Source organism: Kaistia sp. MMO-174, assembly GCF_037147815.1.
In the GTDB taxonomy this organism is placed as follows: domain Bacteria; phylum Pseudomonadota; class Alphaproteobacteria; order Rhizobiales; family Kaistiaceae; genus Kaistia; species Kaistia nematophila.
Genome location: NZ_JBBCUO010000002.1, coordinates 202928 through 218873, shown reverse-complemented (window position 1 = coordinate 218873; position 15946 = coordinate 202928). Strand labels below are relative to the sequence as shown.

At 64.9% G+C, this 15946-nt stretch carries 15 protein-coding genes; all 15 read right to left on the bottom strand.

The window, feature by feature from the left end; translation table 11 throughout:
- Window positions 1–2: 2 nt before the first annotated feature.
- A complete protein-coding gene (gene nuoN, locus WFK98_RS07010) occupies window positions 3–1442 on the bottom strand; it encodes an NADH-quinone oxidoreductase subunit NuoN (RefSeq protein ID WP_442907380.1) in 1440 nt (479 codons plus the stop codon).
- A gap of 17 nt (window positions 1443–1459) precedes the next feature.
- On the bottom strand, window positions 1460–2971 hold the full coding sequence (locus WFK98_RS07005; RefSeq protein WP_266340061.1) for an NADH-quinone oxidoreductase subunit M: 1512 nt from the start codon (window positions 2969–2971) through the stop codon (window positions 1460–1462).
- Between the two features lie 10 nt (window positions 2972–2981).
- Window positions 2982–5066, bottom strand: a complete 2085-nt coding sequence (nuoL, locus tag WFK98_RS07000; protein ID WP_336799744.1) for an NADH-quinone oxidoreductase subunit L — start codon at window positions 5064–5066, stop codon at window positions 2982–2984.
- 8 nt (window positions 5067–5074) lie between these two features.
- Window positions 5075–5383 (bottom strand): NADH-quinone oxidoreductase subunit NuoK, encoded by a 309-nt coding sequence (gene nuoK / locus WFK98_RS06995; RefSeq protein WP_266340059.1) that lies wholly within the window; start codon window positions 5381–5383, stop codon window positions 5075–5077.
- A 21-nt stretch (window positions 5384–5404) separates the two neighbouring features.
- Entirely contained in the window at window positions 5405–6013 is a 609-nt protein-coding gene (locus WFK98_RS06990; RefSeq protein WP_266340058.1) for an NADH-quinone oxidoreductase subunit J, read from the bottom strand.
- A 69-nt stretch (window positions 6014–6082) separates the two neighbouring features.
- On the bottom strand, window positions 6083–6571 hold the full coding sequence (gene nuoI / locus WFK98_RS06985) for an NADH-quinone oxidoreductase subunit NuoI (RefSeq protein ID WP_266340152.1): 489 nt from the start codon (window positions 6569–6571) through the stop codon (window positions 6083–6085).
- Window positions 6571–7617, bottom strand: a complete 1047-nt coding sequence (gene nuoH, locus WFK98_RS06980; RefSeq protein WP_266340057.1) for an NADH-quinone oxidoreductase subunit NuoH — start codon at window positions 7615–7617, stop codon at window positions 6571–6573. Before nuoH ends, nuoI begins: the two co-directional genes overlap by 1 nt.
- A gap of 7 nt (window positions 7618–7624) precedes the next feature.
- Complete coding sequence (gene nuoG, locus WFK98_RS06975; protein ID WP_336799743.1) at window positions 7625–9718, bottom strand: NADH-quinone oxidoreductase subunit NuoG; 2094 nt, start codon at window positions 9716–9718, stop codon at window positions 7625–7627.
- A gap of 3 nt (window positions 9719–9721) precedes the next feature.
- On the bottom strand, window positions 9722–11029 hold the full coding sequence (gene nuoF / locus WFK98_RS06970) for an NADH-quinone oxidoreductase subunit NuoF (protein ID WP_336799742.1): 1308 nt from the start codon (window positions 11027–11029) through the stop codon (window positions 9722–9724).
- Between the two features lie 11 nt (window positions 11030–11040).
- On the bottom strand, window positions 11041–11889 hold the full coding sequence (nuoE, locus tag WFK98_RS06965; RefSeq protein ID WP_266340054.1) for an NADH-quinone oxidoreductase subunit NuoE: 849 nt from the start codon (window positions 11887–11889) through the stop codon (window positions 11041–11043).
- Window positions 11889–13079, bottom strand: coding sequence for an NADH-quinone oxidoreductase subunit D (locus WFK98_RS06960; RefSeq protein WP_266340053.1), 1191 nt, complete (start codon window positions 13077–13079; stop codon window positions 11889–11891). The genes nuoE and WFK98_RS06960 overlap by 1 nt, the downstream gene beginning before the upstream one ends.
- 8 nt (window positions 13080–13087) lie before the next feature.
- Window positions 13088–13717 (bottom strand): NADH-quinone oxidoreductase subunit C, encoded by a 630-nt coding sequence (locus tag WFK98_RS06955; protein WP_266340052.1) that lies wholly within the window; start codon window positions 13715–13717, stop codon window positions 13088–13090.
- Window positions 13718–13726: 9 nt separating this feature from the next.
- Complete coding sequence (locus tag WFK98_RS06950; protein ID WP_442907379.1) at window positions 13727–14326, bottom strand: NuoB/complex I 20 kDa subunit family protein; 600 nt, start codon at window positions 14324–14326, stop codon at window positions 13727–13729.
- The gene (locus WFK98_RS06945) at window positions 14296–14661 is read right to left on the bottom strand and encodes an NADH-quinone oxidoreductase subunit A (RefSeq protein ID WP_266331905.1); all 366 of its coding nucleotides are present in this window, start codon (window positions 14659–14661) and stop codon (window positions 14296–14298) included. The genes WFK98_RS06950 and WFK98_RS06945 overlap by 31 nt, the downstream gene beginning before the upstream one ends.
- 449 nt (window positions 14662–15110) lie before the next feature.
- Entirely contained in the window at window positions 15111–15419 is a 309-nt protein-coding gene (locus tag WFK98_RS06940) for a hypothetical protein (RefSeq protein WP_266340050.1), read from the bottom strand.
- Window positions 15420–15946: the final 527 nt, after the last annotated feature.

Sequence of the window (15946 nt, the reverse complement as noted above, 5' to 3'; positions counted from 1 at the left end):
AATCAGAAGAAGGTCTTGGCTGCGACCGTCGCCGCCGAGCCGAGCGGGCCGGCGACGAAAACGAAGAGCATCACGAACAGCCCGGACAGGCCGAGCACGAGACGAAGCTCGCCCGACATCGGCTCGAAGGCGCCCGCCGGCTCGTCGAAATACATGATCTTGACGACGCGGAGATAATAGTAGGCGCCCACGACGCTGGAGAGCACGCCGATCACCGACAGGATGTAGAGGTGAGCCTCGATCGCCGCCAGGAAGACGTAGAACTTGGCGAAGAAGCCGGCCAGCGGCGGGATACCCGCCAGCGAGAACAGGATCATCGCGAAGATGAAGGCCACCACCGGATGGGTGCGCGACAAGCCGGCGAGATCGCTGATCTGCTCGACCGCTTGCCCCTGGCGGCGCATGAACAGGATGACCGCGAAGGCGCCGAGCGTCATGGCGACGTAGATCGCCATGTAAATCAGGACACCCTGCACGCCGGCCTCCGTGCCGGCGGCGAGGCCGACGAGCGCGAAACCCATGTGGCCGATGGAGGAATAGGCCATCAGGCGCTTGATGTTGCGCTGGCCAATCGCAGCGAAGGCACCGAGGATCATAGAGGCGATGGCGATGAAGGTGATGACCTGCTGCCAGTCCGACGCCGCCGGACCGAGCGCGCCGACGAGCACGCGGACGAACAGGGCCATCGCCGCCGCTTTCGGCGCAGCGGCGAAGAACGCCGTCACCGAGGTCGGAGCGCCTTCATAGACGTCCGGCGTCCACATGTGGAACGGCACGGCCGAGACCTTGAAGGCAAGGCCGGCGATCACGAACACCAGGCCGAACACGACGCCGACCGAGATCGAACCGCCGCCGAGCGCCGCGGCGACGCCCGGGAACTGGGTATGACCGGTGAAGCCGTAGATCAGCGAGATGCCGTAGAGCAGCATGCCGGACGAGAGTGCGCCGAGCACGAAGTACTTCAGGCCCGCCTCGGTCGACTTGACGGATTCCCGGTTGCTGGCCGCGACGACATAGAGCGCGAGCGACTGCAGCTCGAGGCCGAGATAGAGCGCGATCAGGTCATTCGCCGAGATCATCAGCATCATGCCGAGCGTCGCGAGCAGGATCAGCACCGGATACTCGAAGCGGGCGATCTTCTCCTGCTTCGTGTAGCCGGTCGACAGCAGGATCGCGAAGCCGGAGCCGATAAGCGCCAGCAGCTTCATGAAGCGGGCGAACGGATCCAGCACGAAGGCGCCATTGAAGGTGACACCGTCCTCGGCCTTAAAGATCAGCACGAGAGCCGCGACCAGAACCAGCAGCATGGCGAGCGTGGTGACGAGCGAAGTGGTCCGCTCGCCGCCGAAGGCGCCGATCATCAGCAGCACAAGAGCGCCACCTGCCAGAACGAGTTCCGGCAGGAACGGCATGAGCGAGGGGAACGTAGCGAGGTCCATCATGATCTATCCGTGTTCCCTCACTGCGCCGCCAGCGCGAGCTTGCCGGCAGCGGAAAGCGCGGCCTGATAGTTGGTAATCAGCTTGTCCACCGCCTGACCGGTCACGTTGAAGACCGGGGTCGGATAGACGCCGAAGAAGATGGTCAGCACGACCAGCGGGACGAGAATGGCGATCTCGCGACGAGACAGGTCGAAGATCGACTTGAGGTTCGCCTTCTCCAGCGCGCCCATGATCACCTTGCGGTAGAGCCACAGGCCGTAGCTGGCCGACAGGATGACGCCGGTGGTGGCGAAGGCGGCAACCCAGGTGTTGGCGCGGAAGACGCCGATCAGGACCATGAACTCACCGACGAAGCCGCTGGTGCCCGGAAGGCCGACATTCGCCATCGTGAAGACGAGGAACACGGCCGCGTAGAACGGCATCCGGTTGACCAGGCCGCCATAGGCCGCGATCTCGCGGGTGTGCATGCGGTCATAGATGACGCCGACGCAGAGGAAGAGCGCGCCCGAGACGATGCCGTGCGACAGCATCTGGAAGATCGCGCCTTCGACGCCCTGGGCGTTCATCGTGAAGATGCCCATCGTCACATAGCCCATGTGGGCGACCGACGAATACGCGATCAGCTTCTTCATGTCCGCCTGAACGAGCGCCACCAGCGAGGTATAGATGATGGCGACGACCGACAGCGTGTAGATGATCGGCGCGAAATCGGCCGAGGCGATCGGGAACATCGGCAGCGAGAAGCGCAGGAAGCCGTAGCCGCCCATCTTCAGCAGCACGCCCGCCAGGATGACCGAGCCGGCCGTCGGCGCCTCGACGTGTGCGTCCGGCAACCAGGTGTGCACCGGCCACATCGGCATCTTCACCGCGAAGGAGGCGAAGAAGGCGAGCCACAGCCAGGTCTGCATCGAGGCAGGGAACTGGTGGTCGAGCAGCGTCGGGATGTCGGTCGTGCCAGCCTGCCAGTACATCGCCATGATGGCGAGCAGCATCAGCACCGAGCCGAGCAGCGTGTAGAGGAAGAACTTGAACGCCGCATAGACGCGCCGCTGTCCGCCCCAGATGCCGATGATCAGGAACATCGGGATCAGGCCGCCTTCGAAGAAGACGTAGAAGAGAAGCAGATCAGTGGCGCAGAACACGCCGATCATCAGCGTCTCGAGCAGCAGGAACGCCAGCATGTATTCCTTGAAGCGGAACTTCACGGAGTACTTCGACGCCACGATGCAGAAGGGCATCAGGAAGGTCGTCAGGATGACGAACAGCATCGAGATGCCGTCGACGCCCATCGAATAGGAGATCTTGCCGCCGAGCCAGTCGGCGCGCTCGACGAACTGGAAGCCGGCGCTCGAATTGTCGAAGTCCTTCCAGATCAGCAGCGACACCACGAAGGTGACGAGCGTGGTCCAGAGCGAGATCCAGTAGACGTTGCGCCGCGCCGCGGCGTCATCGCCGCGGACGAGCAGAAGCAGGAGTGCGCCGACCGTTGGCAGGAAGGTAACGGTCGAGAGGATCGGCCAGTCAGTCATCTAAAACCCCTCAACCCGCGAACATCATCCAGGTGACCAGCGCAGCAACGCCGATCAGCATGGCAAAGGCATAGTGGTACATGTAGCCGGACTGCAGCCGGATCACCCGGTTGGTGACGTCGATGACGCGCGCCGAGATACCGTCGGGCCCGAGCCCGTCGATGACCATCCCGTCGCCCTTCTTCCAGAGGAAGCGGCCGAGCCAACGGGCCGGGCGGACGAACAGGAAGTCGTAGATCTCGTCGAAGTACCACTTGTGCAGCAGGAACCGGTACAGCACCGGCTGCTCGGCCGCGAGGCGCTTCGGCGTTTCCGGCGACCGGATGTAGAAGTAGTAGGCAATCAGCAGGCCGATCACCATCACGATGAAGGGCGAGTACTTCACGAGCGACGGCACGCCGTGCATCTCATGCAGGATGTGGTTGTCCGGGTTGGTGAACAGCGCACCCTTCCAGAACTCACCATAGCCTTCACCGATGAACTGGTTGGCGAAGACCATGCCGGCGAACAGCGCACCGACCGACAGCAGCAGCAGCGGCACGGTCATGACCGGCGGCGACTCGTGCACGTGGCTCATGACCTCGGCCGAAGCGCGCGGCTTGCCGTGGAAGGTCAGGAAGATCAGGCGCCAGGAGTAGAACGAGGTCATCAGGGCGGCGGCCACCGTCAGGACGAAGGCGTAGCCCGAGAAGGCGTTGTGACCGACGAAGGCGCTCTCGATGATCGCGTCCTTCGAGTAGTAGCCGGCGGTCAGCGGGAAGCCGGTCAGCGCCAGCGTGCCGATGATCATCGTCCAGTAGGTCAAGGGGATCTGCTTCCGCAGGCCGCCCATGTGACGCATGTCCTGCTGGCCCGAGACGGCATGGATGACCGAGCCGGCGCCGAGGAACAGCAGCGCCTTGAAGAAGGCGTGCGTGAACAGGTGGAACACGCCCGCGCCATAGGCGCCGACGCCGAGCGCGACGAACATGTAGCCGAGCTGCGAACAGGTCGAGTAGGCGATGACGCGCTTGATGTCGTTCTGCACCAGGCCGACGGTGGCGGCGAAGAACGCCGTCGTCGCGCCGAAGAAGGTGACGACCGTCAGCGCCGTCGGCGCCAGGTCGAACAGCGGCGACATGCGCGCGACCATGAACACGCCGGCGGTCACCATGGTGGCGGCGTGGATGAGCGCGGAGACCGGCGTCGGGCCCTCCATCGCATCCGGCAGCCAGGTGTGCAGCAGGAACTGCGCCGACTTGCCCATCGCGCCGATGAACAGAAGGATGCAGATGACGGTCAGCGCATCCAGGTCCCACGACAGGAAGTGGATCGTCTGGCCGGCGACGCTGCCGGTATTGGCGAAGATCGTCTCGAACTCGACCGAGCCGAACATCACGAAGATCGAGAAGATGCCGAGCGCGAAGCCGAAGTCGCCGACGCGGTTGACGACGAACGCCTTCATGGCGGCGGCGTTGGCGGCCGGACGCTTGAACCAGAAGCCGATCAGCAGATACGAGGCGAGACCCACGCCTTCCCAGCCGAAGAACATCTGGAACAGGTTGTCCGACGTCACCAGCATCAGCATGGCGAAGGTGAAGAGCGACAGATACGCGAAGAAGCGCGGCCGGTGCTCGTCATGGCTCATGTAGCCGATCGAGTAGAGATGGACGAGCGACGACACCGAGGTGACGACGACGAGCATCATGGCGGTCAGCGTGTCGACGCGCAGCGCCCAGTCGAAGGACAGCGTGCCCGAGGTGACCCAGGGCAGGACCTTCACGCGGACCGCCTCGCCTTCCGGCGAGCCGATCGTCAGGAACGCGATCCACGACAGGATGGCGGAGACGAACAGCAGGCCGGTGGTGATCAGCTCGGCCGGACGGGAGCCCGGCGCGGAAGCGTGATGGTGGTCATGGCCGTGGTCGTCATGGCCGTGATCGTCGTGACCATGGCCGTCGTGATCGTGGTGCGCGTGGTCATGGCCATGACCCGCATGGTCGTCCGAGCCGTCCTTGGGCGCGCCGACCATGGCGGCGGCGTAGCTGCCGCTGAGCGCGATGATGCCGGCAAGGATGGCGCCGAGAAGGGGAAGAAAGACGATGGCTGAATACATGGCTGGCCTCAGCCCTTCATCATGTTGATGTCTTCCACCGCGATCGAGCCGCGGTTGCGGAAGTAGACGACGAGGATGGCAAGGCCGATGGCCGATTCAGCGGCCGCGACGGTCAGTACCAGGATCGCGAAGACCTGCCCCACGAGGTCGCCCAGGAAGGACGAGAACGCGACGAAGTTCAGGTTCACGGAGAGAAGGATCAGTTCGACCGACATCAGGATGACGATCACGTTCTTCCGGTTCAGGAAGATGCCGAACACGCCGATCGTGAACAGGATCGCCGCGACGGACAGATAATGGGAGAGACCGATTGCCATGGTGTTTTCCTCGTCTCTCGCTCAGATGCCCTTGCCGGGTTCAACGGGACGCAGCTCGATCTTCTGAGACCGCGCGACCTGGTCGGCGATGACCTGGCGCTTGACCCGCGGCTTGTGGCGGAGCGTCAGCACGATGGCGCCGATCATGGCCACCAGCAGCACGAAGCCGGCGATCTGGAAGAAGTAGATGTAGTGGGTGTAAAGCAGCCGCCCGATCGCCGCCGTATTGGTGACCTGGCTCATGTCGGGGATCGGCTGCACGGCGTTGCCCGCCACGTTGGGCGCGAAGGCCCAGCCGCTGAGGACGATCAGCAGTTCCGCCAGCAGCACGACGCCGATCAGGCCGCCGACCGGCAGATACTGCAGGAAGCCCTGCCGCAGCTCCGTGAAGTCGACGTCGAGCATCATGACGACGAAGAGGAAGAGCACCGCGACCGCGCCGACATAGACAACGACCAGCAGCATCGCCAGGAACTCGGCGCCGAGCATCACGAAGAGCCCGGCCGCGTTGAAGAAGGCGAGGATCAGGAAGAGCACGGAGTGCACGGGATTACGGGACGAGATCACCATCAGCGCGGAGGCGATGGTGATGCCCGAGAACAGATAGAAGAAAATGGTATGCAGGATCATGATCCGTGCCCTCGGACAGCGCGGCGAGCCGCGGCATCCCTCCAGAATTGCGTCGTAACCACACCCCGCCTAGCGGTAGGGCGCGTCCATGCTGATATTCTGCGCGATCTCGCGCTCCCACCGGTCGCCATTCGCGAGAAGCTTCTCCTTGTCGTAGTAGAGCTCCTCGCGCGTCTCCGTCGCGAATTCAAAGTTCGGTCCCTCGACGATGGCGTCGACGGGGCAGGCTTCCTGGCAGAAGCCGCAATAGATGCACTTCACCATGTCGATGTCGTAGCGCGTCGTGCGGCGGGTGCCGTCGTTGCGGCGCGGACCGGCCTCGATGGTGATCGCCTGCGCCGGGCAGATGGCCTCGCACAGCTTGCACGCGATGCAGCGCTCCTCGCCGTTCGGGTAGCGGCGAAGCGCATGCTCGCCACGGAAGCGCGGGCTGAGCGCGCCCTTCTCGAACGGGTAGTTCAGCGTCTTCTTCGGAGCGAAGAAATAGCGCATGGCGAGGAAGAAGGCGGAGACGAACTCCGACAGGAACAGCGACTTGGCGGTCTGGTCGAGGCGCATCACGGTGCCCATCCCATGGTCTGCAGAACAACGGCCACGAGCACGACCATGCCAAGCGAGATCGGCAGGAACACCTTCCAGCCCAGCCGCATCAGCTGATCATAGCGGTAGCGCGGTACGATGGCCTTCGCCATGGCGAACATGAAGAAGACCAAGGTGCCCTTGAGCACGAACCAGACGATGCCCGGAACCCAGGTGAAGGGCGCCACGTTCACCGGCGGCAGCCAGCCTCCGAGGAACAGGATCGTCGTCAGCGCGCACATCAGGCAGATCGAGGCATACTCGCCGAGCATGAACATCATGTACGGCGTCGAGCCATATTCCGACATGAAGCCGGCGACGAGCTCCGACTCCGCCTCGACCAGGTCGAAGGGCGGACGGTTGGTTTCCGCCAGCGCCGAGACGAAGAAGATGACGAACATCGGCAGCAGCGGCAGCCAGTACCAGTCGAGGAAGCTGCCCGGCAGGCCAAGCTTGGTGCCGAGGCCCGACTGCTGCGACAGCACGACATCCGAGATGTTGAGAGAGCCGACGCAGAGCAGCACGGTGATCAGCACGAAGCCGATCGACACTTCGTAGGACACCATCTGCGCCGCGGCGCGCAGCGACGACAGGAACGGATACTTCGAGTTCGAAGCCCAGCCGCCCATGATCACGCCATAGACGCCGAGCGACGAGATCGCCAGCAGGTAGAGGATGCCGACATTGATGTTGGCGACCACCCAGCCCGCGTTGAACGGGATCACCGCCCAGCCGGCGAGCGCCAGCGTCACGGTGACGAGCGGCGCCAGCAGGAAGATGCCCTTGTTGGCGCCCGACGGAATGACGGGTTCCTTCAGGACGAACTTCAGAAGGTCGGCGAAGGACTGGAACAGGCCGAAGGCGCCGACGACGTTGGGGCCGCGACGCATCTGGACGGCAGCCCAGATCTTGCGGTCGGCCAGCAGCACATAGGCGATGAAGACCAGCAGCAGCACGAGCACGAGCAGGCTCTGCCCGACAATGATCGCGCCCGGGATGAGGTAGTTTTCGACGAAGCCGTTCATTCCCGCCTCACTCCGCAGCAGCGGCAAGCTGGCCGGCCGCGAGCGCCGAGCATTCCGCCATGATGGCAGACGCGCGAGCGATCGGGTTGGTCAGGTAGAAATCAGAGATCGGATTGGCGAAGGCCGCCCAGCCGAGCGAACCGCCGGCCGAAGCGAGCGCCGCCACGTCGGCGAGGTCGCCGGCGCGGACCGTGTCGATCGCCGCCAGGTGCGGATGCGCCGCATAGAGCGCCTTTCGCAGCTCGCCGAGCGAGTCGAACGGCAGCCGATGGCCGAGCACGTCGGAGAGGGCGCGAAGGATCGCCCAGTCCTCGCGCGCGTCGCCGGGCGGGAAACCGGCCCGGTTGGCGATCTGCACGCGGCCTTCGGTGTTGACGAAGGTGCCGGACTTCTCGGTGTAGGCGGCGGCCGGCAGGATGACGTCGGCGCGGTGAGCGCCCGCGTCGCCATGGGTGCCGATATAGACGACGAAGGCAGAGCCGAGCGCGGAGGTGTCGATCTCGTCGGCGCCGAGCAGGAAGAGTACGTCGAGCGCGCCCTGCCCTGCGGCAGCGACCATGCCGGCGACGTCCAGCCCGCCTTCCGCCGGCACGAAGCCGACGTCGAGCGCGCCGACGCGCGAAGCGGCGGTGTGCAGGATGCCGAGGCCGTTCCAGCCCTCGTCACGGCCGGGAGCCGTGGCGATGGCGGCAGCCGTCGCCAGAACCGCCTTGCCGTCGTCACGGGCAAGAGCGCCCTGCCCGACGATGACGATCGGCCGCTTCGCGGCGGCGAGCGCCTCGCCGAACGAGCCCTTGCCGGCGGCGATCTCGGCCAGCGTCTCGGGGCCGGCGCCGAGGTAATCGTGCGGGTAGGTCAGGTCGACGTGCTCGCCGACGACGCCGATGCGCACATTGCCGGCGCGCCAGCGCTTGCGGATGCGGGCGTTGAGGACCGACGCTTCCTTGCGAGGATTGGCGCCGACGATCAGGATCACGTCGGCCTGCTCGATGCCGGCGATGGTCGGGTTGAACACGTAGCTCGCGCGGCCGAACGCCGGATCGAGCTTCGCGCCGTCCTGGCGGGCGTCGAGATTGGCCGAACCGAGCGAGCCGATCAGCGCCTTCAGGGCGTAGAGTTCTTCGACGGCAGCCAGATCACCGGCGATGGCGCCGATCTTCGAAGCCGAGGTCGCGTTCACGCGGTCGGCGATCGCGGCGAAAGCCTCGGCCCAGCTGGCCGGCTTCAGGCGACCGTCGACGCGCAGATACGGGCGGTCGAGGCGCTGCGTGCGCAGGCCATCCCAGATGAAGCGCGTCTTGTCCGAGATCCATTCCTCGTTGACCGCCTCGTTGAGACGGGGCAGCACGCGCATGACCTCACGACCGCGCGTGTCGACGCGGATGTTCGAGCCGACGGCGTCCATGACGTCGATCGACTCGGTCTTGGCCAGTTCCCACGGACGCGCCGTGAAGGCGAAGGGACGTGAGGTCAGCGCGCCGACCGGGCAGAGGTCGATGACGTTGCCCTGCAGCTCCGAGGAGAGCGCCTTCTCGAGATAGGTGGTGATCTCGGCGTCCTCGCCGCGGCCGATCAGGCCGAGCTCGGAAATGCCGGCGACTTCCGTGGTGAAGCGGACGCAGCGCGTGCAATGGATGCAGCGGTTCATCACCGTCTTCACGAGCGGGCCGATATACTTGTCTTCGACGGCGCGCTTGTTCTCGGAGAAGCGGTTCTTGTCCACGCCATACGCCATGGCCTGGTCCTGCAGATCGCACTCGCCGCCCTGATCGCAGATCGGGCAATCGAGCGGATGGTTGATCAGCAGGAACTCCATCACGCCTTCGCGTGCCTTCTTCACCATCGGCGACTTGGTGAGCATGACCGGCGGCTCACCGTTCGGGCCCGGACGCAGGTCGCGCACGTTCATGGCGCAGGAAGCGGTCGGCTTCGGCGGACCGCCCTTCACCTCGACGAGGCACATGCGGCAATTGCCGGCGATCGACAGACGCTCGTGGAAACAGAAGCGCGGCACCTCGGCGCCCGCGGCTTCCGCCGCCTGCAGCAGCGTGTAGTCCGGCGGAACGTCGACTTCGATGCCGTCAACGATGATCTTGGCCATGGTTTACTCCGCCGCTTCCATCATCTGCCGTTCGACCGGCCGGGGGTTGCGGGAATAGAGGTCGATGCGCTCCTCGATCTCATGCCGGAAATGCCGGATCAGGCCCTGGATAGGCCATGCGGCGGCATCGCCGAGCGCGCAGATCGTGTGGCCTTCGACCTGGGTCGTGACCTGCAGGAGCATGTCGATTTCACGCTTCTCGGCTTCGCCGCGCGCCATGCGGTCGATCACGCGCCACATCCAGCCGGTGCCTTCGCGGCACGGCGTGCACTGGCCGCAGCTCTCATGCTTGAAGAAGTAGGCGATGCGGGCGATGGCGCGGATGACGTCGGTCGACTTGTCCATGACGAGCACGCCGGCGGTGCCGAAGCTCGACTTCACGGCGCGCGTGCCGTCGAAGTCCATGATCAGGTCTTCGCACTGCTCGGCCGGGACGATCGGGCAGGAAGCGCCGCCCGGAATTATCGCCTTCAGATTGTCCCAGCCGCCGCGGACGCCGCCGCCATGCTTCTCGATCAGTTCCTTGAACGGAATGCCCATCGCCTCTTCGACGATGCAGGGCGTGTTCACGTGGCCGGAGATACCGAACAGCTTGGTGCCGACATTATTCGGACGACCGATCGACGAGAACCAGGCCGGGCCGCGACGCAGGATCGTCGGGGCGACCGCGATGCTCTCGACGTTGTTGACCGTCGTCGGACAGCCATAGAGGCCGACGTTGGCCGGGAACGGCGGCTTCAGGCGCGGCTGGCCCTTCTTGCCCTCGAGGCTCTCGAGCAGCGCGGTCTCTTCGCCGCAGATATAGGCGCCGGCGCCGTGGGCGACGAAGATGTCCATGTCCCAGCCATGGACGTTGTTCTTGCCGATGAGGCGGGCTTCATAGGCCTGGTCGATCGCGGCCTGCAGATGCTCGCGCTCGCGGATGAACTCGCCGCGGACATAGATGTAGGCCGCATGGGCGCCCATCGCGAAGCCGGCGATCAGCGCGCCTTCGACGAGGTGGTGCGGGTCGTGGCGCAGGATCTCGCGATCCTTGCAGGTGCCCGGCTCCGACTCGTCGGCGTTGATGACGAGGTAGTGCGGCCGACCGTCGTTCTGCTTGGGCATGAACGACCACTTCAGGCCAGTCGGGAAACCGGCGCCGCCACGGCCACGAAGGCCGGAGGCCTTCATCTGGTCGATGATCCAGTCGCGTCCGGCCTCGAGGATGGTCTTGGTGCCATCCCAGGAGCCGCGCTTCAGCGCGCCCTGCAGGCCCCAGTCGTGATGACCGTAGATATTCGTGAAGATGCGGTCTTTGTCCGAAAGCATCGTCCGCTCCTCTACTCTTTCTTGGCCGCGTCCGGACGGACGGCGGGGTCCGAAGCCGGCACGGTCTGCTTGACCTGGGTGGGAACCTTGTCCTTGTCGGCCTCGCCCTGCGCCTTGACGGCGGGGGCGGCGGGCGGCTCGGCAGGCGCGGGGTTGGCGGCGGCGCGTGCAGCCTCGGCGGCCGCGGCCTCGCGGGCGGCGATCGCCTCGCGCGCGGCGGCCAGACCGGCGCCCTGCCCGACCATGGAGCCATCATAGAGCTCGGGGGTCGTCAGCGCCCGGAAGCCGCCGACCGGCGCCGAATGATGGCGTTCGATCTGCGGGCCCGGCTTGATCGGCCGGCCGGCCTGGATGTCGTCGATCAGCTTGTCCAGCGTCTCGACCGTCAGATCCTCGTAGGTATCGGGGACGATCTGCAGCATCGGGGCGTTGACGCAGGCGCCCAGGCACTCGACCTCTTCCCACGACAGGCTGCCGTCCGCCGACGCATGGAACGGCTCCGGATGGATCCGCTCCCGGCAGCGCTCGATCAGCTTGTTGGCGCCGCGCAACATGCAGGGCGTGGTGCCGCATACCTGGATGTGCGCCTTCTTGCCGACCGGAGCCAGCAGGAACATGGTGTAGAAGGTCGCGACTTCCAGGACGCGGATATAGGCCATGTCGAGGAACTCGCCGACCCAGCGGATCGCCGGCTCGGAAACCCAGCCTTCCTGCTCCTGAATGCGCCACAGGATCGAGATAACAGCGGAGGCCTGCTTGCCTTCCGGGAACTTCTGAACCTGCTTCTCGGCCCAGGCGAGGTTCTCGGGGGAGAACGCGAAGCTCGCGGGTTGCTCGGCTGCGAGACGACGTACGGACATTAGCGGTCAACCTCTCCGAACACGATGTCGATGGAGCCAAGGACCGCCGAGACGTCGGCAAGCATGTGGCCCTTGCACAGGAAGTCCATCGACTGGAGATGCGCGAAACCGGGAGCGCGGATCTTGCAGCGGTACGGCTTGTTCGAGCCATCCGCCACCAGATAGACGCCGAACTCGCCCTTGGGCGCTTCGACGGCTGCATAAACCTCGCCGGCGGGCACGTGATAGCCCTCGGTGTAGAGCTTGAAGTGATGGATGAGCGCTTCCATCGAGCGCTTCATCTCGCCGCGCTTCGGCGGCACGATCTTGTTGTCGGTGTAGGAGACCGGGCCGATCTTCTCGGTGCCGAGCAGGCGCTTCACGCACTGCTTCATGATCCGGATCGCCTCGCGCATCTCGGCCATGCGGACGAGGTAGCGATCGTAATTGTCGCCATGCGTGCCGACTGCGATGTCGAATTCCAGCTCCGAGTAGCACTCGTAGGGCTGGGCCCGCCGCAGATCCCACGCGGCGCCGGCGCCGCGGATCAGCACGCCCGAATAGCCCCACTTCCACGCCTCTTCCTGCGTCAGCACGCCGATGTCGACGTTACGCTGCTTGAAGATGCGGTTGCCGGTGACCAGGCGGTCGAGATCGTCGAGCCGCTTCAGGAACGGATCGCAGAAATCGCCGATGTCGCGAACGAGCTGCTCGGGGATGTCCTGGTGGACGCCGCCGGGACGGAAATAGGCCGCATGCATGCGGGAGCCAGACGCGCGCTCATAGAAGATCATGAGCTTTTCGCGTTCCTCGAAACCCCAGAGCGGCGGCGTCAGCGCGCCACAGTCCATCGCCCAGGTCGTCACATTCAGGATGTGCGACAGGATGCGACCGATCTCGGAGTAGAGGACGCGGATCAGCTGGCCACGCTTCGGCACCTCGATCTCGAGGAGCTTCTCGACGGCCAGCGCGAAGGCGTGCTCCTGGTTCATCGGCGCGACATAGTCGAGACGATCGAAATAGGGCACGGCCTGGAGATAGGTCTTCTGCTCGATCAGCTTCTCGGTGCCGCGATGCAGCAGGCCGATATGCGGATCGACGCGATCGACGATTTCGCCATCGAGCTCGAGCACGAGGCGGAGCACCCCGTGCGCCGAGGGGTGCTCGGGGCCGAAATTGATATTGAATGGACGAACCTGGGCTTCTGCCATCTCGTGCCTCAGCTCGACTTCTGTTCAGGCTTGGGGGCTTCCTTGGCCTTCTCGTCGCCCGGCAGCACGTATTCGGTGCCTTCCCACGGCGAGAGGAAGTCAAAGTCGCGGAATTCCTGCGTCAGGCGGACGGGCTCGTAGACGACGCGCTTCTGCTGATCGTCGTAGCGAACCTCGACATAGCCCGACACCGGGAAGTCCTTGCGGAGCGGATGCCCCTCGAAGCCATAATCGGTGAGAAGACGCCGAAGGTCAGGGTGACCGATGAACAGGATGCCATACATATCGTAGGCTTCGCGCTCAAACCAGTCCGCACCCGGCAGGATCGGCGTGATCGAGGGAACCGGCGTGACTTCGTCGGTCTCGACCTTGAGGCGGATGCGGAGGTTCCGCGTCGGGCTCAGCAGGTGATAGACGACGTCGAAGCGCATCTCGCGCTGCGGATAATCAACACCGCAGACGTCGGTGATGTTGAGGAAGCCGGTATTGGCGTCATGCGCCAGCCAATCGACGAAATGGCGGATGGCGTCGCGATGGATGCCGACGGTGAGTTCGCCATAGGCGACCTCGAAGGCGATCACATCGTCCGGACGCTGCGCGACGAGGTAGTCACCGAGCTCTTTGAGGGTCTCTTCCATGCTGTACCTTCAGCGCTCGATGGTGCCGGTGCGGCGGATCTTCTTCTGCAGGAGCAGAACGCCATAGAGCAGCGCCTCGGCCGTCGGCGGGCAGCCCGGAACATAGATGTCGACCGGGACGACGCGATCGCAGCCGCGCACGACCGAATAGGAATAGTGATAGTAGCCGCCGCCATTGGCGCAGCTGCCCATCGAGATGACATAGCGCGGTTCCGGCATCTGGTCGTAGACCTTGCGGAGCGCGGGGGCCATCTTGTTGGTGAGCGTGCCGGCGACAATCATCACGTCCGACTGACGCGGCGAGGCGCGGGGCGCGAAGCCGAAGCGCTCGACGTCGTAGCGCGGCATCGAGACCTGCATCATCTCGACGGCGCAGCAGGCGAGGCCGAACTGCATCCACATCAGCGAGCCCGTGCGGGCCCAGGTGATCAGGTCATCCGCAGCCGCGACAAGGAAACCCTTGTCCGCCAGCTCATTGTTGACTTCCATGAAAAAGGGATCGTCGTGACCGATCGGACGGCCCGACGCATCGACAAGCCCCTTCGGCCGCTGCGCGACCTGGGTGCCAGAGGTTCCGCTCAATCCCATTCGAGCGCTCCCTTCTTCCATTCGTAAATGAAGCCGATGGTGAGGACGGCCAGGAAACTCATCATCGACCAGAAGCCAAACCAGCCGAGATCGCCGAACACGACCGCCCACGGAAACAGGAAGGCCACTTCCAGATCGAAGATGATGAACAGGATCGCGACGAGGTAGAACCGCACGTCGAACTTCATGCGCGCATCGTCGAAGGCGTTGAAGCCGCACTCATAGGCCGAGAGCTTTTCGGGGTCGGGGTTCCGGTACGCGACCAGGAACGGCGAGATCAGCAGCGCAAGGCCGATCACGAGGGCGATCCCGAGAAACACGACAATTGGAAGGTATTCGCGCAACAGGTCTTCCATGTATCCGGCTCCGTTGCTCCCTCTCGCGCAGCCGCGCCGCTGCCCGAGATGGTGCGGCGCAATAGGCCGCCAAGCGTTTCACTCGTCTAAGATATCGGCCGGCCGCGGGAAACGCGGCGATCCGCCGGGGCGGCGGTCGAAAACATGAGGCGAGGCTTATCGGAGGCGAACAGACGTGGCAAGCCCCAAGCCCGCCGCCGACGGCGCCCCGGAACAACAACCTAGCGCATCAGACGCCGAAAACCGGCAAAAATTAGAACTGGAAGAATGAAAGCGATTTTGTGTGCGGCGAGATGTCCCGGCGGAGCAGGCCGAAGGCGCGGCAAAATCGGCAAAAACCGACAATTCACCATAAGGCTCACTTTCATAAAAAAATGGGGGCGAATCGCCCCCATCGACCGTCCGCAAGCGCTTCGGATGGCACGCGCCGCCGGGTGCCGGACGAGCGCCTACCGCGCCCCGGAAACCTGATTCTTCAGCATGCCGACGATCGCGGTCAGGATTGCGCCGCCCGCGCCGCCGCCGACGATGTCGGTGACGATCTTGCCGATGTCCAGCCCGGCCATCGCCGCGCCCGCGTCAGGCGCGCCGCCGCCCATGACGGCCTGCAGGATCTGGCCGAGGACGATGCCGCCGATGCCGCCGGCGATCGAGTTGCCGGTCGTGCCCAGGCTCCGCTCCTTCAGCGCGGAGCCGGCCGCGTTGCCGCCGATGAGGCCGGCGACCACCTGGATGATCAATGGCAGTAGAGTTTCCATGAGAACCCCCTCAAAGGCCGACCGAGCCCGAATCATTCGTGACCGTTGTCAGCAATCGAATGATAAACTTGTCACGTCGGCCGACCTAATCTTATTGACGCTGCGTCGCAGCATAAGTAATGGCGCCCCGGAGCCTTCCCGACATCCGATTTGAACCGCAACAACAGAGAATCGTGCTGCACGCGGCGACGCCCGATCCGGCGATTGCATCCGCCATGCCCGAGTTCGATCCCCCGCCACGCCATCCGCGCCGACGCAAGGCTCTCGATCCCCGGCGTGGGGCAACTGGCTGCCCTCACCCAGGGATGCAGCGGACCGCCGCGAGGGCCAGGCGAGGCGCGGGAGGCTGGGATAGACGGTGCGCTAGCCTCACCGGCCCCGGGAGAGACTGCCACTCCTTAGCGCCCTCTTCCGCCCGCTGCGCGGGTCGCTGGCGGCCGATCGGCACAGCCCGCGGGGGAGAGCCTGAAACGGCCTGCAGCGCGCCAGGCGGCCGCGCAGGCGCGATTGCCGCAAAGACAGAACCC